The organism is Myroides sp. (assembly GCF_032073645.1).
In the GTDB taxonomy this organism is placed as follows: domain Bacteria; phylum Bacteroidota; class Bacteroidia; order Flavobacteriales; family Flavobacteriaceae; genus Flavobacterium; species Flavobacterium odoratimimum.
The window spans coordinates 82775-102752 of sequence record NZ_DAMANB010000003.1 but is presented as its reverse complement, the minus strand read 5'-3'; the positions used below and the strand labels follow the sequence as shown (position 1 = coordinate 102752).

At 34.7% G+C, this 19978-nt stretch carries 16 protein-coding genes; 6 read left to right on the top strand and 10 right to left on the bottom strand.

Features of this window, described 5'->3' with window-relative positions; translation table 11 throughout:
* Positions 1 to 26: 26 nt before the first annotated feature.
* Both RT228_RS03480 and RT228_RS03475 read right to left on the bottom strand, forming a co-directional pair.
* A complete protein-coding gene (locus RT228_RS03480) occupies positions 27 to 938 on the bottom strand; it encodes a helix-turn-helix domain-containing protein (protein WP_006259565.1) in 912 nt (303 codons plus the stop codon).
* Between the two features lie 128 nt (positions 939 to 1066).
* Positions 1067 to 2452: a phosphatase PAP2 family protein gene (locus RT228_RS03475; RefSeq protein ID WP_006259564.1), complete on the bottom strand. Its 1386-nt coding sequence runs from the start codon at positions 2450 to 2452 to the stop codon at positions 1067 to 1069.
* Positions 2453 to 2867: 415 nt separating this feature from the next.
* Between RT228_RS03475 and RT228_RS03470 the strand changes: the two genes are divergently transcribed.
* The gene (locus RT228_RS03470; RefSeq protein WP_155242285.1) at positions 2868 to 3017 is read left to right on the top strand and encodes a hypothetical protein; all 150 of its coding nucleotides are present in this window, start codon (positions 2868 to 2870) and stop codon (positions 3015 to 3017) included.
* Positions 3018 to 3082: 65 nt separating this feature from the next.
* On the opposite strand, the gene RT228_RS03465 is transcribed toward RT228_RS03470, so the two are convergent.
* Positions 3083 to 4141, bottom strand: a complete 1059-nt coding sequence (locus RT228_RS03465) for a 3-oxoacyl-ACP synthase III family protein (RefSeq protein ID WP_006259563.1) — start codon at positions 4139 to 4141, stop codon at positions 3083 to 3085.
* 210 nt (positions 4142 to 4351) lie between these two features.
* Positions 4352 to 5401, bottom strand: a complete 1050-nt coding sequence (locus RT228_RS03460; protein ID WP_006259561.1) for an alpha/beta hydrolase — start codon at positions 5399 to 5401, stop codon at positions 4352 to 4354.
* A gap of 142 nt (positions 5402 to 5543) precedes the next feature.
* Between RT228_RS03460 and RT228_RS03455 the strand changes: the two genes are divergently transcribed.
* Together RT228_RS03455 and RT228_RS03450 are read left to right on the top strand one after the other, a co-directional pair.
* Positions 5544 to 6158, top strand: a complete 615-nt coding sequence (locus RT228_RS03455; RefSeq protein WP_006259560.1) for a hypothetical protein — start codon at positions 5544 to 5546, stop codon at positions 6156 to 6158.
* A gap of 844 nt (positions 6159 to 7002) precedes the next feature.
* Entirely contained in the window at positions 7003 to 10479 is a 3477-nt protein-coding gene (locus tag RT228_RS03450; protein WP_006259559.1) for an AAA domain-containing protein, read from the top strand.
* A 322-nt stretch (positions 10480 to 10801) separates the two neighbouring features.
* Here RT228_RS03450 and gcvP read toward each other — a convergent pair whose 3' ends face one another.
* Positions 10802 to 13651 carry an aminomethyl-transferring glycine dehydrogenase gene (gene gcvP / locus RT228_RS03445; RefSeq protein ID WP_313138468.1) on the bottom strand — a complete coding sequence of 950 codons (2850 nt, stop codon included), beginning with the start codon at positions 13649 to 13651 and terminating at the stop codon, positions 10802 to 10804.
* 124 nt (positions 13652 to 13775) lie between these two features.
* Between gcvP and RT228_RS03440 the strand changes: the two genes are divergently transcribed.
* Entirely contained in the window at positions 13776 to 14612 is an 837-nt protein-coding gene (locus RT228_RS03440; RefSeq protein ID WP_006259556.1) for a hypothetical protein, read from the top strand.
* 18 nt (positions 14613 to 14630) lie between these two features.
* Here RT228_RS03440 and RT228_RS03435 read toward each other — a convergent pair whose 3' ends face one another.
* The 3 genes from RT228_RS03435 to RT228_RS03425 all read right to left on the bottom strand — a co-directional run bounded on the left by RT228_RS03435 (position 14631) and on the right by RT228_RS03425 (position 16094).
* Positions 14631 to 14840 (bottom strand): helix-turn-helix domain-containing protein, encoded by a 210-nt coding sequence (locus RT228_RS03435; protein ID WP_006259555.1) that lies wholly within the window; start codon positions 14838 to 14840, stop codon positions 14631 to 14633.
* Between the two features lie 9 nt (positions 14841 to 14849).
* Complete coding sequence (locus RT228_RS03430) at positions 14850 to 15392, bottom strand: DUF2975 domain-containing protein (protein WP_313138467.1); 543 nt, start codon at positions 15390 to 15392, stop codon at positions 14850 to 14852.
* A gap of 81 nt (positions 15393 to 15473) precedes the next feature.
* Positions 15474 to 16094 carry a DUF2975 domain-containing protein gene (locus RT228_RS03425; RefSeq protein ID WP_313138466.1) on the bottom strand — a complete coding sequence of 207 codons (621 nt, stop codon included), beginning with the start codon at positions 16092 to 16094 and terminating at the stop codon, positions 15474 to 15476.
* A 295-nt stretch (positions 16095 to 16389) separates the two neighbouring features.
* Between RT228_RS03425 and RT228_RS03420 the strand changes: the two genes are divergently transcribed.
* Positions 16390 to 17781 (top strand): leucyl aminopeptidase family protein, encoded by a 1392-nt coding sequence (locus RT228_RS03420; protein WP_041894145.1) that lies wholly within the window; start codon positions 16390 to 16392, stop codon positions 17779 to 17781.
* 70 nt (positions 17782 to 17851) lie between these two features.
* Here the strand turns inward: RT228_RS03420 and RT228_RS03415 are convergent, their stop codons facing one another.
* Complete coding sequence (locus tag RT228_RS03415) at positions 17852 to 18427, bottom strand: hypothetical protein (RefSeq protein ID WP_313138465.1); 576 nt, start codon at positions 18425 to 18427, stop codon at positions 17852 to 17854.
* A 125-nt stretch (positions 18428 to 18552) separates the two neighbouring features.
* On the opposite strand from RT228_RS03415, the gene RT228_RS03410 reads away from it, so the two are divergent.
* Positions 18553 to 19062 carry a GNAT family N-acetyltransferase gene (locus RT228_RS03410; protein WP_313138463.1) on the top strand — a complete coding sequence of 170 codons (510 nt, stop codon included), beginning with the start codon at positions 18553 to 18555 and terminating at the stop codon, positions 19060 to 19062.
* A 35-nt stretch (positions 19063 to 19097) separates the two neighbouring features.
* On the opposite strand, the gene RT228_RS03405 is transcribed toward RT228_RS03410, so the two are convergent.
* Positions 19098 to 19976, bottom strand: coding sequence for a hypothetical protein (locus RT228_RS03405; protein ID WP_313138462.1), 879 nt, complete (start codon positions 19974 to 19976; stop codon positions 19098 to 19100).
* Positions 19977 to 19978 lie beyond the last annotated feature (2 nt).

Genomic DNA, 19978 nt, shown 5'->3' with positions numbered 1-19978 from the left:
GTATAATTGCAAAAATCAAAGATTGGTTATATTGGGTTTTTATATTTTAATGGAGTTACTCCAGCATTCTTTTTAAAGAAATTATTAAAATGAGAAGGCTGATCGAAGCCTAGTGTATATCCAACTTCTGCTATATCCCAACTCGTATTCTTCAATAGGTTTTTAGCCTCTTCGAATAATCTTTCTTTTATCAGTTGAGTAGTAGTCTTACTTGTTACAGACTTAATAGATGCATTCAGGTGATTGACATGTACGTTTAGGGCTGTAGCATAGTCAGACGCTGTCTTGAGGTTTAGAGGATAAGCAGGTGAGTCTAGTGGAAACTGTTTGTTTAGCAACTCATCAAATAGTCTGTATAATCTAGTGCTATTAGGTGTTTCATCTAGTTTAAGGTCTTCTACTTTTAACTGTAACGCTTGATGCAGTAATAGAGCAAGTAAGTTACGGATAATCTCAAACTTTAGGGGATAATCACTTTGTGCCATGGCATACATCTGTTTAAAGTAGGTAGAGGCCAACTCTAATTGCTCTTCATCTAAGAATATAAATGGCTTACTCCACTCTTTAAAGAGAGATGTTTTTTTAAAGAACTCTATTGTACTGTGTTCCACTAAAAACTCTTGGTTGAAAAGGCAGAAAAATCCTTCTTGTTGATTACTCAGACATTCCCATTCATAAGGTATCGTAGGACATGGAAGGAATAAAGCAGGTCTGTCTAGTATCAGTGTGTGTTCACCGTATTTAAATACACCTTCTCCTATAATTAAGCACACCTTGTAATAATCTCGTCTGTTATAAGGCGTATTAAAATTACAATATTTACGAATATTAATATTGAAGTGTGATTTACCACATTGGTAGTCAGACGCATCGAAGGCATAGTGACTAATCGTGTTCTCTCTATAGTGGTCACCGATTGTTTCTAGATGTTTGCTCATAGTATTAAGAGAATAAGTAAATTAGGGTAAAGTTACTAAAATCAAATAAAGTTCTGTTTCTTCTTTAATGTTGTTTTAACGTACAGATACAAAAAAAGAGCTAATAATTAGCTCTTTGTCTTGACTGCTTAGAAGTAAGCAGTCAGTCTAATTCCCATACTTAGATAATTAAGAGGGTGTTTGACTGTATTGACTTTGATGTCTTCTTTGTCTAGTACGATGTCATTTATTTTATAAGTAATCTTAGATTGACTGTGATTGAAGTCCGAGTAGGCAGTTAGTCCTAAGTTATCAGTGATATTATAAGTCAGCGCTAATCCACCTGTAAATTGAAATACATTAGCAGGTTTATATTCTGCTAGCTGTACTTTTCCATCTTCTAGTTCAGGGATATGAACTTCATGAGACAACACTTTTAACGAGATATTACCATCTGCTCCTATGCTATAACCTCCTAATGCTTTTATCATCAGATTCCATCTATCAGAGAAATGAATAGCATAGTATGGACCTAGAGAGAAAGTTAAATTACCCATTGATTCAGATAACACTTTTCCATTGATGTTTGTGTTATCAGGATCGTTGACTTTGTCTTCAGAGAATGGGAAACTAGCCACAGCTATTTGACCGCCTACTCCCCAGTGTTTATTGAAGAAATAAGCTCCTTCTAATCCCGCTTCCCATCCTAGCTTAGCTAATGGTTCTTCGTTTTCTGTTTCTACTATACTTTCTAGTCCGCTAGTGAATCCTAGTTTAATAGCCATAAAAGAAGGGTTTTCATTTCCTTCAAATCTAGAGATTAGGCTGAGGTTATCGCCTTTGTTTCCATATATTTTATCTACAAAGAAATAGGCTAGTTGAGTAGATAATATACCAATACCTGCTCCAGCTAATATATCGGGCACCCAATGTCTATTATTAAGGCTACGTCCAAGACCTGTCATAGTAGCGGCTCCATACCCACCTATAGAATACATAGGATTGACTAGACCGTATTCTTTGTCTAAGAAACTAGCGTTAGCAAAAGCCATTGCAGTATGACCCGATGGAAATGAATTCTTAGAAGAACCATCAGGGCGTTCTACTTTTGCAGTATATTTTACTCCATTGACTAGAATAGCCATGATAGCCATACTAGTAGCATAGGATATAGCAGAACGCTTAAAGTCATTACGCCCTTTTACACCAGCTGCTTTTAGACCAAAGGTAGCCGCTGCAGGAGCATATTGTAATAGATCATCATATTTATACTGAAATGTGGGAACGTATCTATTGCGTATTTCTCTAATTTCTTCTTTTTTATTCCACGTTAGCCCTGAAGCTGTTAAGAGTATCGCAGGGACAAAGCTAATTTGTACAGCATCTTTCTCAAAAAAAGTCTTCTCTTTCTTAGGAGATAAACCGTAGTTAGGCGTTGTCGGTGCAGTTAGATGTTGTTTATTATTGATTAATTGCCCCCAACCTAGGGTTTGATACAATGTTAATAAACAGACGAAATAAATAGTGTTTTTCATTCTTTACTTTCTTTTTGTTTGCAAAATTACCTTTTAAGGTGTTTTTTAGAATCAAAAAGAGCTTTATTATACTGATGGCGTTAGTTTAGAAAATTTGTTATTTGTATAAGGAAGCTGGAATTATTTTTCTTCTAATAAAGAATAAGAAGAATGACTAAAAATAGACGATTGCTTCTTTTATTATTGATTTAAACTTAAATATTTCTAGTAAACTTTCGATTTAATTAAAATGACTATATGTGAACTTGTCTTTTGAGCTTATATTTTGTGAAAAATTGGCATTACTATTGATAATTATTTGATAGTATTTTTATTGTGTTTTTAGTGATATTGCTAGACACAACAGATAGAACCATATAATAGAAAGTGTAGTCGAGTGTATAGTTTAGATCGGATTTTAAAGTTTATAATAGCTGTGGCTACATTATTATTAATCGTTGATTTATTTGACTTTTTTAGTAATAATGTAGTTAGTTATATATGTTATAGTGCATTAGGTATCTGTACAGCTATTCTCTTTTATACAGGAAAGTCTTGTGGAAAAGAGAGAAAGGAGAATAAATAATAGAGATATTAATAGAGTAGTTTTATAAAAAAAGAGAGCGCGAAGCTCTCTCTCTAATTGATGTTTTATACCTGATAAGTAAAGGCATTTATGTTCATCCCTGCCCCTACGGAAGCAAAGAGGATAATATCCCCTTGTTCTAATTGGTGTGGGTCTAGTTGCTTATTGATAATCATATCATATAGTGTCGGTAGAGTAGCCACACTACTGTTCCCTAGTTTTTGAATATTCATAGGCATGATATGCTCTGGCATTTCCATGTCGTATAACTCAAAGAAACGTTTTACGATAGCTTCATCCATTTTCTCATTAGCCTGGTGTATCATCACTTTTTTGATTTTGTTGATATCTATTCCGCTCTTATCCACACAGCTCTTCATTGCTAACGGTACATTAGTTAGTGCAAATTCATAAATCTTGCGTCCAAACATCTTGATGTACTTAGTGTTCTCGTCTAAGTCAGGATTATAAGATTTGCCATAATGAATGAAGAAAGCCTCGTCTAGTGTATAACTAGCAGACTCTACAGATAGTATTCCTCCTTCTTCATTAGTCAGTTCTAATATAGTAGCTCCAGCACCATCTGCATAGATCATAGAGTCTCTATCGTGTAAGTCTATCACACGTGATAATGTCTCTGCTCCGATGACTAAACATCTCTTAGCCATACCTACTTTCATAAACGCATAGGCTTGTATCACACCTTGTAGCCAACCAGGGCACCCAAAAAGAACATCAAATGCTACACATGATGGATTGGCGATCTTTAGGTTGTGTTTTACCCTAGATGCTAAGCTAGGTACGATATCAGACTGCAATGTTCCGTGCTTTACATCTCCGAAGTTATGCGCAAAGATGATATAGTCTAATGTCTCTGGGTCTATACCTGCACTTTTGATAGCGTGCTCAGAGGCGATAGTACCGATATCACTGGTAGTTAATTCATGTTCTACATATCTTCTTTCTTCTATCCCTGTTATTTGTTGTAGTTTATAAGCTGTACGTTGGTTAGTATCTTTTAATGGTTGTCCTTGTTCATCTCTAAAGTCAAATTGGTCGAAATTCGTATTATCTATTACTTTAGTCGGGATATAAGATCCTGAACTTATTATTTTAATATTCATAATATCGTTTTTGGGTTAATTGTAAGGTAAACTTAGAGCTTTATATTTATTAATGATAAGTTTTTTCTCTTTTTTTTGAAGTATTCTGAAATGCTGTTTTGATTTCGTAGTACTTTTCGTGTAGGTATATAATAATAATGCCAATAAGTAATATTTATTGTTTACTATTACTTATTGGCATTAAAAGAATGTGCGCGCGATACTACTGCGTTATTTCTTGTAAAGCGTATTCTTATACTTAGTGACTTGATTGGCTGTCTCATTGTCTCCTGTAGAGGTGAAATATTTAATCACCGTATCTAAGAATTTTTCAGTCGGTTTAAAATCATAATGCATCTGTTTATTCAGCTGATCGAAAGTTTCTTCTAAGAGTGTTGGATTGGTCTTTAATTCTTTAAAGTTGATTCGATAGCCGTCAAATATATATCTTAGTCCATCTAGATTTCCTTTTAGTGGTATACTACCGTGGTCTTCTCCTTCATAGGCTACATATTGATAACTCAGTGTAGTAGGAGTATTAGTACTTAATAATTTATCAAATTCTTTAATCGAACTATAATGATCACTTAGGTGACCTTTGTTCTCGCTTTCGCCCACTTGGGTAAGGAATAGTCTTCTGTGTTTAAAGTCTTGGTTTATCCCATCAGTATATTCTCTTAGTATAACCTTATTATCCCACCATATACTTGGGTCGTGTACGATATAAGCGTTAAACATATCTGTGTAGTTCAGTAGATTGTTTAACGCAGTAATTCCTCCGAATGAGTGACCGATTAGTATTTTGTAATCCAGTGTTCTGTAGTTGGTATCTACGTAAGTAAAGACTTCTTCCTTTAAGAATTTAAAGAAGGCATCATTCCCTCCATTTTCACCTTTTATTTTCTTAGCCTGTTCTGTAGACATCTCCTCACTACTTACTTTAGTAGGAGTCAGATCTCTTGTTCTATTGGTATTAATCACTCCTACTATGATCATCTCAGGGATAGAAGGGTATGGATATCTACTTAGCTTATCTAGATAGGCTGTTAGATAATTAAAGTTACTTTCTCCATCTAGTAAGTAGATGACAGGATACTGCTGATTAGGATATTGAGCTTCATTATATCCCGCAGGTAGGTATACTTGTATCTTTCTATCTTCGTTAAGCACTTTAGATTGGATTGTATATGTTTTTCCTATTTCTATTGCTTCTTGAGCAGTGATAGGATGAGCAAATAGTAGAGCCAATGGAAATAATAATGTATAGAAAAACTTCTTCATGATATAGATAATGATTGTTTTGTGTTTGAGTACAAATATAAGTCCTTATTTATACTTGTTCTAATTTGTGAAATTATAATTCCTTTTAGAGGACAAATAATATGTAGTTATTATCTTGTGCGGATTAAAGAGACGGTTGAAAATGAATAGATTAATTATTGTTTTTGTTGCACTTATTAGTGCATTTTGTGCTTTTGGCCAAAGCGCAAAAAAACCAATAGAGATTAAGGTGTTAGACTCCACTGTGAAGGATAATAGCCTAGCTACTATTGTAGTAATGAATAACTCTAATGATACATATTGGTTTCCGTGGGATACTTCAGAGTTAGCTTATGGAGCTAGTGTAGGAAGTACGTATGAGAACCAAGTATATGTGTTGAGACAGAGAGTGTATAATAAGGCAAGTCATATCGATGAGCCGATGCTGATGAGTGGGGATTATGATTCGGACGGTTTATTAACGAAGTGGCAAGAGAAGCTAAAAACAAAGAAGGTAACAGACTATGTGATCATCAAGCCGAAAAGCTTCGTACAGCTAAGACTTCCTTTTAAATCCGAACTAGCAGTAGCTCCTACTTGGTATGCGTGTAAAGATAGTATCAGTGATGGTGGGTATAAGTACTATGTAGCCTATGTGTATAATACGAAGGCTGTAGAGCAGGTACTAAGTCCTAAGCTACTAGAAGAGGTGAAGAAATTAGGGTATAAAATCTATGAGGCTCCACTAGAGTCTAACAAGGTTCCTATCGTGAAATAATAAAAAGAGAAGTATATCCCATATACTTCTCTTTTCGTCTAAAAAACAGCTGTATAAAAACTTTATACGAATTATTGGCACTGGTAAAAGTACTAATATCTAAATCGATATTATATGATAGTTATCAGTTTGTCTAAAAACAATATCACTGTAGAGAAATTTACTTTTATTTCATGAACGCTATGATTATAAGAGGGTAGATCAGGTAAGGATATTGTCTATAAATAGCATGTGTTATGTTTAGTTAAAGAATATGAGGAAGTAGTGGTTCTTCTGTGCATTTAGTTAGCTTTTAGTCTTATAGCAGTTATGTTGCTTTTGATTCTACACTAGAAGGGATGTGTCTCCTTCTTCAGTCCGTTGTTTTGGTTAAAATAACGGACTTACTACGGACTCATAACGGACTCATAACGGACTCACTACGGACTCAAGGCGACTAAAACTGAATGAAATGTAACAGTATGCAGAAGTAAACTTAGAAGGAAATAGTGGAGGACAGAAGACTGTACTTCTCGACTATACTGACAGTTGTTTTACTCTGTACTAAAGAATAGTATATCAATAGGATAAATATACATGATCATAAATTGTAATAAGAGGCGATTAAGTCAAATATTTGATTTATTGACGTATTAGTTATTTTTACTTTGAATAGTGAATAGAACTATAGATTATTATAAGTTAAATTTGCTTGAGAGGTTACAATTATAGTTCACAAGTTATTAAATGTTTTAGAGAAGAATTGTCTTAGTTAATAAGACAATTCTTTTTTTTATGTATAGGTGAGATATTTTACTAACTGTAAAATCTAGATTATCTTTGATGTTTAAAACGGATACTGCACATGCTTGATAATAAATATACTTCCTTATACTTTACCTCATTAGTAGATATTATCAATAATACAGAACTGACTACACGTGCTAAGTACAGACTACTTAGAAATCTACTAGAGAAAATATGTAAATATGTAGTAAAGGATGAGGTGATCAGTCTTTCTAATCTATTCTCTCGTCTATCCTTTATATGTAATAAGTATAATGCGAGCCGTGTTATCCACAGTTTTAGAATGATCAGTAATGATTTGACTAAGTATGATTCGGCAGAGTTAGATCTATATCTAGAGACCTACTGGATGGATGTAAATGATTTTATCTCTTACGTATTTCAGGTGCCTGTACCTGATGCGAATAGGTCATATTACCCATTTCCTATTCAGAGGTTAGCCCTGAAGCATAATGAGTTTGAGCAGATTATTGATAAGTTGAGAGTTAATGTATTGGGGATTAAGGATAATTTACTTTTATGTGATGTAGAGAATGCAGAAGATGGACAGCCTATACGTGTACAGATTAATGAAGAAGGAGTGAATGCTTCATTTAGTTCTATAGAGAAAATATGGAAGGGAGCTACACTACACTTGATTAATATAGGAGTGGATGATCATCAAATACATCATCCGAAGATATTTATACTAGAACCAGATTACTTAATAGATGTGTCTGCTATAGCAGAATGTTTTCAAGACTATGGGACTTCTTCATTGAGCTTTATAAAGTCGAAGTTCGATGAGATACCTAATAATAAGTATCTACTCATTGGTAACTTTGCTAATGCTGTCATGGATGAGTTAGTAGGTGCAGAAGACGCGCAGACAGTAGACTTTAATACAGTCTTTGTCCACCACTTTGAGAACTATCCTTTTGAACATACGGCTTGTCCTGATATATTAGACATAGAGCAGTTTAAACAATATCGATATGATTGTGAAACTCATTTTAATACAATCAAGAGAGTGTATCTAGAAGAGTTTGTACACTATGGTATCACGAATGAGGGAGATATTAATCTAGAGCCGAGTTTTTTGTGTAATACTTATGGGGTACAGGGACGTTTAGACCTTCTTCATAGTATAAAGAAAGATAACCTAAAGACAACTATCGTGGAGCTGAAGTCTGGTGGAACGGTCTATCCTGATGACGGGGTAGGGGTGAAACCTAATCACACTGTACAGCTGTATTTATATCACCTCATGCTATCTGTGGTATATGATATACCGTATCGAGAGATAGGAAATGAGAAGTATCTGAGTGGTTTTATTTTTTATAGTAAACCAAGAACTAATAATCTTCGTAAAGATCAGATCAACCTTCGTCGAGTGCAGGCGATATTTGAGTTGAGAAATAGAATAGTACTAAATGAACATATCTTAAAGTCAGATGATCTGGAGAAAGTAGCGCTGCTACTCCACTATGTAAAAGGGGAGAATATAGTGCGTAACCCTAATCTGAATACCAAGTTTAAAGATATGCTCTATAAGCAGATAGATATGTTTACGTCTGTGCTAGAGAAGTGCTCAGCGTTAGAGCGTACTTATTTTTATTCTTTTGTCAGCTTTATCGCAAGAGAACAATACATTAGTAAGTTAGGAGCGAGTGACTACGAAGGAAGTCACGGATTGGCAAGTTTATGGATAGACAGTGCTGAGGTCAAAAAAGATAAGTATAGTATCTTATATGATTTAGAGATTATAGAGAATAAAATCTTTGAAGAAGAGAAGCAAATTATCTTTAGGCGAACATTAGTAGATGACTTTGTCAACTTTAGAAAGGGAGATGTCTGTGTATTATATCCTCGAGATCACGATACTGACACAGCAGTGAAGCATCAGATATTTAAATGTACGATACAGAGTATCACTAAAGAAACGGTAACAGTTGTATTTCGTCATAAACAGAGAGGGATTAATTACTTTAATCAATATCGCTTATGGGCGCTAGAACGCGACTCTATGGATTCTTCTTTTACGAGTATGTATAAGAGTCTATATGCGTTCATGAACGCACCGAAGAATAAGAGAGAGGTAATCCTCAATGTGCTACCTCCTAGACAAGGGATAAATTATGGGTTCTATAAGCCTACTCTTTCTGTAGAGCAGAATAGAATATTAAATAATGCGTTGTCAGCAGAAGATTACTTTGTACTAAATGGACCTCCTGGTACGGGTAAGACTTCTCATATTATTAAGGAGCTTGTAGAAGAATTATATACCAATACTAATCAGAATATATTACTTCTAGCCTATACTAATAAGGCTGTGGATGAGCTATGTGGTGCGGTGACGGATGCGCTAGAGCATGTATCTGCTATAGATAAGTTTGTGCGTATAGGTAGCCCGTTATCTAGTAGTCAGAAATATGCTGATCATCTAGTCAGCACGATTATTAAGCGAGAGAGTGAGGCGTTAGAGAAATCGGGTAGGAGATTTACTAGAAATGTTTTGTCTAATATCATTCGTAATAATAGAGTGTTTCTGTCTACAGTAGCTACTATGTCTAGTAAGAATGATGTGTTCAAGCTAAAGAAATTTGATACGGTTATCATAGATGAAGCTTCTCAGATATTAGAACCTCAGATTATAGGGTTATTGCCGAAGTGTAAAAGGTTTATTATGATTGGTGACCACAAACAACTGCCTGCGATAGTGGTACAGAGTGATACATTGTCTAAGACTAATAATCCTCTGCTAGAACAGATAGGACTAGCGGATAGACGCAATTCATTATTCGAACGATTATATAACTTCTGTGAACTGAATAAACTTAGTTATGCACATGATACATTGACCTATCAAGGGCGTATGCATAGAGAGATAGCGGCATTTCCTAATATAGCATTCTATGAAGGCAAACTAAAAGAGGCATATACATTAGAGAATTTAACTAGAGTAGCTAAAAATAGTCTGGAGAGACAAGTAGCTCCGTTAAACTTAAAGCCTGTAGATGATGATCTATTAAGTGCAATACTAGCACAGAAGAGAGTCCTCTTTGTCAATGTGGAAGAACACCACGCAGGACAACAAAAGAAAACAAGTGAGAAAGAAGCTGACTTCGTAGTTCAATTATTACAAAAGATAGAACAACTTTATCAACTAAATGGTCGTAGTGCAGATTTGACTAAGCGAGTAGGAATTATAGCTCCGTTTAAGAATCAGATAGCCCTGATTAAAAATAAGCTAGAAGGTAGTGATATTCTAAATGCTGGAGATATAGTAGTCGATACAGTAGAACGCTTTCAGGGAGGGCAGAGAGATATTATTATTTATTCGTTTACCATTAATGAAGTACTTCAGCTAGATGGGGTAGTGAGTCTTAATGAGGATCAGTCAGTAGACCGTAAGTTAAATGTGGCTCTGACTCGTGCAAAAGAGCAAATGATTATCATCGGTAATGCTGAGGTGCTTAGTCATAATAGTATATATAAAGAGATGGTCACTCATATTAAAGAACAAGGAGGTTACTTCGAATACGATAGTTTATAGTTAACAACAGTGTTTATAACTATGTTGATAACCCTGTTAATAAAAATTATTTACGGAGTAAAAATGTTGATAACTCTAGAGATATATTATTCTCTATAATTAATATTTTTTTTGTAAGTGATTGTATTAGTGGTGTTTGTTTCTTTATTGATATTGAGGTTATCACTGTTTATAATGTGAATAAGATGAATTATAGTTATTAACAATATTGTTGATAACTATAGAGGTGCTACCTAGTAGCTTTGGTCAAAAAGAACATAGTAGAGCATAAAAAAACGCCATCGTAGTGATGGCGTTTTCTGTATAGATAAATCAGTTAAGATTAGTTCTCCATATAAACTTCGATAGGAGCACAAGAACAAATTAAGTTTCTGTCACCGTAAGCATCGTCAATACGACGTACAGTAGGCCATAATTTGTTTTCAGCTACATAAGGAAGTGGGTAAGCAGCTTTCTGTCTTGAGTATGGAAGATCCCAGTTATCAGCAGTTAATAATGCTAATGTGTGAGGAGCATTCTTAAGCTCGTTCACAGGGTTCTCGATAGTTGCATTCTCAATTTCTTGACGGATAGAAGCCATCGCATCACAGAATCTGTCAAGCTCTTCTTTGCTCTCACTTTCTGTTGGTTCGATCATTAGTGTACCAGCAACAGGGAAAGATACTGTAGGAGCGTGGAAACCGTAATCGATAAGACGTTTAGCGATATCTGTTACTTCAATACCTTTTTCTTTGAACTCACGTACATCAACGATCATCTCGTGTGCAGCACGTCCTTTCTCTCCTGTATAAAGGATAGCGTAGTGCTCTTCAAGACGAGTCTTCATGTAGTTAGCATTTAAGATTGCTTGTTGAGTTACTTTCTTAAGACCTTCAGTTCCTAACATAGTGATGTATCCGTAAGAGATTAAACATACTAATGCAGATCCATAAGGAGCAGCAGAGATAGCAGTGATTCCTTTCTCACCACCTACTTTAACGATAGGGTTAGTAGGTAAGAATGGTACTAAGTGCTCAGCCACACAGATAGGTCCTACACCAGGTCCACCACCTCCGTGAGGGATAGCGAAAGTCTTGTGTAGGTTTAAGTGACATACATCTGCCCCGATATTAGCAGGGTTAGTGATTGCCACCTGTGCATTCATATTTGCACCATCCATATATACTTGTCCTCCGTTATCATGGATGATTTGAGTGATTTCCATGATAGCAGACTCATATACACCATGTGTAGATGGGTAAGTAACCATCAGACAAGATAAGTTATCTTTATATTGTTCAGCTTTAGCTTTTAAGTCAGCCACGTCGATATTACCTTCTGGAGTAGTTTTAGTCACTACTACTTTCATACCAGCCATTGCTGCAGAAGCAGGGTTAGTACCGTGAGCAGAAGCAGGAATAAGTGCGATATCACGTTGGAAGTCTCCTCTAGAGTGGTGGTATGCACGGATAGCCATAAGACCAGCGTACTCTCCTTGAGCTCCAGAGTTTGGTTGTAATGTAGTACCAGCAAAACCAGTAATCACATTTAACTTCTCTTCTAATCCGTGTAACATCTCTAAGTATCCTTGTGCTTGGTCAGCAGGTACGAATGGGTGAACGTTGTTCCACTGTGCGTTACTCAATGGTAACATCTCAGCAGCAGCATTCAATTTCATTGTACAAGAACCTAAAGAGATCATAGAGTGGTTAAGAGCTAAGTCTTTGCGTTCTAATTTTTTGATATAACGCATTAACTCAGTCTCAGAGTGGTAGCTGTTAAATGCAGCGTGCTCTAAGAACTTAGAAGTACGTTTTAGTTTATCTTGGTATTTAACTTCAGTGCTTAATGTAGTTACTTCTGTAGCTGTCTTACCAGTAGCTTGAGCAAATACATTAACGATAGCGTTAATATCAGCTAACTCTACAGTCTCGTTTAATGAGATAGAGATAGTGTTTGCATCGATATAGTTGAAGTTGATAGAGTTTGCTTCAGCGATAGGTTTCACTTTAGCAGCATCAGCTTTCACTAAGATAGTGTCGAAGAAGTTAGCGTTCACTTGCTCGATACCTAATTTACCTAATTCAGTAGCTACAGTTACTGCTTTAGCATGGATTAAAGAAGCGATATTAGTCAACCCTTTAGGTCCGTGGTAAACAGCGTAGAAACTAGCCATAACAGCTAATAATACTTGAGCAGTACAGATATTAGATGTAGCTTTTTCACGTTTGATATGTTGCTCACGAGTTTGTAAAGCCATACGTAGAGCGAAGTTACCATCAGCATCTTTAGATACTCCGATGATACGACCTGGCATACTACGTTTATACTCTTCTTTAGTAGCGAAGAAAGCAGCGTGAGGACCTCCGAATCCTAATGGAATACCAAAGCGTTGAGTAGTACCTACTACTACGTCAGCTCCCATTTCTCCTGGAGGAGTTAATAATACTAATGACATGATATCAGCAGCTACAGCTACTTTAATGTCTTTTGCTTTTGCTTGGTTGATAAAGTCAGCGTAGTCAGCTACGATACCGTGTTTACCAGGATACTGTAAGATCGCTCCGAAGTACTCTTCTGAGAAGTTAAACTCTTCGTGGTTACCTACTACTAATTCTACACCAAATGGAGTAGCACGAGTCTGTAATACTGATAGAGTCTGTGGTAATATCTCTTCAGAAACGAAGAACTTCACTACGTTGTTTTTCTTTTGATCTCTTGTTCTTACGTCGAATAATAAGATCATTGCTTCAGCAGCAGCAGTAGCCTCATCTAGTAATGAAGCGTTAGCAATCTCCATACCTGACAACTCAATAACAGTAGTTTGGAAGTTTAATAAAGCTTCTAAACGACCTTGAGCTACTTCAGCTTGGTAAGGAGTATAAGCTGTATACCATCCTGGGTTTTCAAATACGTTACGGATAATAGCTGCAGGAACTACTGCCTCATTATATCCTAAACCGATGAAAGAACGGAATATTTTATTTTTGTTTCCTAATGCTTGAATGTGAGATAAGTACTCATACTCAGTCATTGCAGGAGCAAGGTTTAAGTCTTCTTTAAGACGGATTGCGTCTGGGAAAGTTTCGTTGATTAATTGTTCGATGCTATCAGCTTTCACTGTTTTAAGCATTTCTGCCATATCCTCAGGACGAGGACCAATGTGTCTTAATGCAAATGCGTTTGTTTTCATTTGGACAATAAATAAAAGTTGTGTTTAATCACACAAAAATAACCATTAATCTGACAATTGTATGTTTATATCGATTAATTTTGAAAAGTAAATAAGCATTACACTAGTTAGATTGATAATTAATATGGATTTGTTAAAAAACAGAATAGTTGCTCTTTATTTAAACGGAAGTGTTCACGTTTCGTTAGCAGTCTTTGCTTTAGTGCAGATGACATTTTATTTCTGTCACCTTCCATTTGATGCAGTCGTGTCTACTTTAGCTTTTACAGGAACGCTGTTTTCTTATAACTTTATTAAGTATGCTGAAGTAATCTATAGACATAAGAACCCATTTACACTACGTCTGAAAGTCATTATAGGGATAAGTATTATTGCGTTGCTGATAGGTACTGTTGCCTTCTTTATGCTGAATTGGAAAGCACAATTCGTTACTTTGAGTTTATTGGTGTTATCAGTACTATACGCTATTCCTATCAGTAGTAACCGAAGTAATCTGCGCAATCTAGCAGGACTTAAAGTGTATATCGTATGTCTGTGTTGGGCTACTGTAACGCTTATAGTGCCAGTGATGAATGCTGATATACCAGTCAGTTGGGATATTGTAGTTAAGTTTATACAGCGTTTTATCTTAGTGTTTATTCTAATTGGAATATTTGAAGTCGTTGATTTACAGTATGACGATAAGTATTTGAAGACCTTACCTCAGATGCTAGGAATAGCTAATACCAAATGGCTATTAGGATTACTGCTAATTCCTTTTTATGTTATCGAATTCTTTAAGGTAGGTTATCAGCCTATACAGGCATGGAATAATATGTTGATTGTATTATTAACGCTGTTTTTTATTGTATATGCTTCACCGAAACGAACTAAGTTCTTTACGCTATTCTGGGTAGAGAGTGTGCCTATTGTATGGTGGTTAATTGTTGTTATTCAAGGGAATGCAAGTATGTTAGAATAAAAAGACCAAGCATTTAGCTTAGTCTTCATTTACATATTCTAGTATATCAGCTGGTTGACAATCTAATTCTTTACAGATTGCCTCCAATGTACTGAAGCGTATGGCTTTTGCCTTATTGGTCTTGAGTATGGATAGATTACTCACGGTGATACCTACACGCTCAGCCAACTCATTAAGCGATATCTTTCGCTTAGCCATCATGACATCAAGGTTTACTATTATTGGCATATCGTGGGGTTATATGGTTAGTTCTGCATCTTCTTTTAGACGCAAATGTTGTTTCAATACTTCTACAATCATCAGCAAAATTAAAGGAATAAAGAACATCGTGAAATTAAAATCACCTTTTACAGCTTCTAGGTTATATAGAGATGCTATTCTTGATGCTTCGTAAGTAGATAGATATTCGAGTATATTCTCATAAATAGCAAGACCTAAAAGTATAGAAGCTAGTACTTTTATACGTTTAATTTGAATACGACTAACAGTTTCTCCTTTGTACAAAAACTTTAGAATAGTAAAGCTATTGTATAAGGCATAGACTATAAAGCCGATAAAAATAAATGAACTCATTATCATAATAGTTCTAAGAAATGAATAACTAAAAGGAACATCATCTACACGAATTCTACTTGTTGAATCAGTTACTGCTATCTTAGGTGAGTTATGATTAGTAGTTAATTTTGCATTGTATTCTGTACCGTTTTTGATTGTTATATAGTAAGGATTTGTCGAAATGCTTCTTGCGCTGTCAGAACCTTCATTAAAACCTCTTTTCATATCCCTAAAGTGGTTGTTAAAGGAAAATAAATAGGCAATGATTAATAATATAGTTAGAAATTTTAGTTTCATAAGATCAAGTTATATGGTTAGTTCAGCATTTTCTTTTAAAGTTAAATGTTGCTTTAATACTTCAACAATCAATAACAGAATTAAAGGAATAATAAATAACGAAAAATCATAGTCATACTTAACTAGGTTGAGGTTATAGATATTAGCTACTTCTTGTTGTTCTTTGTTTGAATAATAAATAAATATATTCCCTAATACAGGTAGAAGTAATTGAAAATAAGCTAGAATTTGTAGTCGTCTTATTTGACTATTAGATGCTATATTACCATTATATAAGTTTTTAAAGAATTTTATAAATACAATAATGATAACTGGGAAAAGGAGTATAGTAAGGATACCTAACAAACCTATGAAGAAATTACTAATCCCGTTCGAATATTGTTTAGGAACTTCTATTTCAATAGTCTCTTTTATTTCACGTATTTGTATACCAGTAGTTTTTTTATCTGTTAGAGATAAATGAAGGTCAGAGGTATCACTAGGAGTCTGTTTAACGATCAAAGTAGTATACACTTTATCATCATGACATTCTGGAGCATTATTATACCCTTGTTGAAAATCTCTAAAGTGTACACAAAGATTGGCTATATATAATACAATAAATATAACTGTAAGTAATTTCAGCTTCATAATCTAGGTTTAAAATAATACGTTTATTAATCGTTCACATAATGCTATTAAAAGCATAGCCCAATGGATTAGTAATTTTATCATCGTTAGTAATTTAGTTGGTTAATTGTAATTCAAAAGTATATTTAATTTTTTATAAAACAAATAAAATTTATTGTTATTCGATAAATACTTGTCTAAAAACGTAAAATGTGTCTTTTTTGGATACTTCAAGGATTATAGCAGAGTTTTAAGAAAAGCTCTTTTTTAGTTGCGTCTAAAAATGTTATATTTGCAGTAATATAAAAAGACAAAGATGATACAACTAGTAAATAACATGAAAGAAAACGGGAACGTTGTTTTCGTTTTAAGTAGTGAGAACAAAGGAATTGTTGAGGTTCCTGCATTCTTAAATGATTTTGTAAAAGCATTCGAAGAAGGGAAAAAAGAAGAAGACTTTGCTAAAGTGGGAAGTCAGTATTTCTTTTTCGTAAAAGAGAATGAGAACTTAGAAAAAATGCGTTTAGCTGGTAATAGCGTTCGTAAACAATTAGATAAAAAAGCTGACAACCTTACTATCGTAGGTAATGGCGCTTCTACATTAGCTTTAGTAGAAGGATTTATGTTGTCAAACTACCAATTCTTAAAATACTTCAAAGAAGCAGAAGAAATGAAGTTCGCTTTGAGTAATGTTGAGGTAAAAGGAGATTTCACAGCTAAACAAATCAGCGACTTAAACAATACTGTAAAAGCGGTGTATTGGGCTCGTACTATGGTAAACGAACCTGTAAGCTTCTTAAATGCTACTCAATTAGCAACTGAAATAGAAGCTCTAGGTAAAGAGGCTAACTTCTCAGTGAAAGTATTAGGTCGCAAAGAGATTGAAGATCTTAAAATGGGTGGTTTATTAGCTGTTAATAAAGGATCTATTGATCAACCTACTTTTACTATTATGGAGTACAAGCCTGCTAATCCAATCAATAAAAAGCCTATCGTACTAGTAGGTAAAGGAGTAGTGTATGATACAGGAGGTCTAAGCTTAAAACCAACTGCGGGTTCTATGGACTCTATGAAGAGCGATATGGGAGGTGCAGCATGTATGGCAGGTACTATCTATGCAGCAGCTTTAAATGATGTGAATGTTCACGTTATCGGATTAGTTCCTGCTACAGATAACCGTCCTGGAGGAAATGCTTATGCTCCTGGTGATGTGATTACTATGTTTGACGGTACGACTATCGAGGTATTAAACACAGATGCAGAAGGACGTATGATCTTAGCAGATGCTATTGCTTATGCTACTCAGTATGATCCAGAGGTTATTATTGATGCAGCTACGCTTACAGGTGCAGCTTTAGTAGTAGCTGGAGATATGGCATCTTGTATTATGGGGAATGATGAGCAGACTATCGATGCTATTATCGCTTCAGGATACAACGTACACGAGCGTTTAGCTAAGCTACCTTTCTGGGATGACTATAAAGACTTGTTGAAATCTAACGTAGCAGATATGAAGAATATCGGTGGACGTTTTGCAGGTACTATCACAGCAGGTAAGTTCTTAGAGCACTTCGCTAAAGCACCTTATGTACACATGGATATCGCAGGTCCAGCTTGGATGGATGCTCCTAGAGATTATAAAGGTAATGGTGGTACAGGAAGTGGAGTACGTACTCTAGTTGACTTCTTGACTAACTATAAAGGATAATATCTAATCAGGATATAAAGTAAAAGGCGTTCGAAAGAACGCCTTTTACTTTATAACTTAAATCACAGTATTATTTTAATCGTTGATATGTTTCAAATGCATTAACATGCATCTTTGTATCAACAACGTATAAGATAAGGGTGTTCTCGGAAAACTCTTTAATTTTAACTGTTCTGTTTGGATGGTAATGTTGTGATCCACTTCCATCATATGTTATTTTGATATATCCTCCAGAATTCACTAAATACTTTCCTCTATAAGTTTCATATGTGCATTTATTTACTTCATCGTCATTTGAATTTTGTTTATTCTGTTCTAGACAATAAATGTATACTTGTTTATCGTATTGCAATTGAAAAACAAGAAGACTTGAACCTGTAAAATGAAGAGTAGAATAGAACTCTTCTGATTCATTAACATAAGGCGTTTCTGTGTCAGTAAGTGTAATATTTTCTCCTGTTTCGACATCAGTAAGTTTTATGAGTTCCCATTTTCCAGTTATCTTTTTATGTATTTCATCTGGAGACATTAGTGATATTTCTTCTTCAGTTATTGTTTTATTTGTAATTGAATTGTCATCAGAGGAGCAGTTTGCTGCAAACATACCTACTAGGCATAGTGCTAGTATTCTTAAATTGTTTTTCATAGTTAAGTTTTTTTAACAAAATTACTTAAAATATTGTTATTGTCAAGTGATTGATAATTATTGTATGGAAAGCTTGAATTCAGTGCATTTATCGTATTTTCGTCATCTTATAAAGAATCATAACAATGAATAACTTAGTAGAAACAACCACTTTTATATCTGTAGATAAAAGTAATATACACTTAATTCTTCCTTTAGCAGAGAAGATATGGGAGGATACGTATCTTCATATTATCGGACAAGAACAGATAGACTATATGCTACCAATGATGTATAGTGATGAGCGTATCTTAGGTGAACTAAAAGAAGGGTACCAATGGGAACTGTTAATGCAAGGGGACGAGTTATTAGGCTACACAAACTATAAGCTTATGGAGGACAACCGTGTGTTTCTTTCTAAATTATATACTAATGTGTATAAACAAGTAAAGGGCTTAGGATATTTTATGTTTGAGCATGTAGTAGAGTATGCTAGACGTGAAGGCGCTACTGCGCTATATCTTACCGTAAATAAAAATAACCAACGTGCTATAGATTTCTATATCCGCAATAATATGAAGTGTATAGAGTCTAAGACTTTTGATATCGGACAGGGATATGTAATGGATGATTATATCTATCAGTTAGATTTATAATAACAAAGAAGTTAGCCATTGGCTAACCTTCTTTGTTATAACATCAGCTCTATTACTCTATAAGTAAACTCATATTCATAAATACTTGGTTGCTCGTTAGGCATAGACTTGACTACTGTTTTTACCTTAGCAGTCAGAGGTAGATCTTGAGCATTATAAGTGTACTCTATCGTAGTTAGGAGGTCGCTACTTTCTATTTTAACGACATTGTTTTGTTGATTATAGTTAGTGTACATCAGCTCATTAGCACTAAGATAGTTTGACACATTATACGCATAAGGCAAGTAAGCAAATGGGTAATTCTTTTGGTCATAAGTATAGATTGTCTTATTGCTATCTAGGTTGACTAACTTTAGATTGTTACTAGGATTATAGATAAAGTCAGTTACTTCAGGATCAGAGTACTGAGGCTTAGAAGATATCTGTATAGAGCCAGGTAAGTCTAGTCTATTATACACGATCTTACTTACTCTAGACTCGTCATAGTATAAATCCTTAAACTCTGTATATTGAAGTATTTTATTGTCGTATACTAGGTCTAAGCTCATTTTATTCTCTCCATAGATGACCTTGCGCAGTAGGTTATTCTCATCTAACTCCATGGTAGCAGTGAAAGAACTACTAGGTGCTCCATTCTCTACTAAATAGGATTCCACAGAAGTCAGTTGACCTAAATCATTATAATTAAAGTCATATTTAGTAATAGATACTTCAGTATTAGACGTACTTCCGTCTACTACATTTACATCACCGATAAGGGTAGCGTTATCAATAGGAACATAGTTCTTCTCGACAACTTGGCTTACTACAGTCAGTTTCTTTATCTGATCAGAAGGTATAGGACTGGATGTACTATAACTATTCCAACTAATTACGAATAGTAACAGTGGAGTGAATAACAAACTTCTTTTCATAG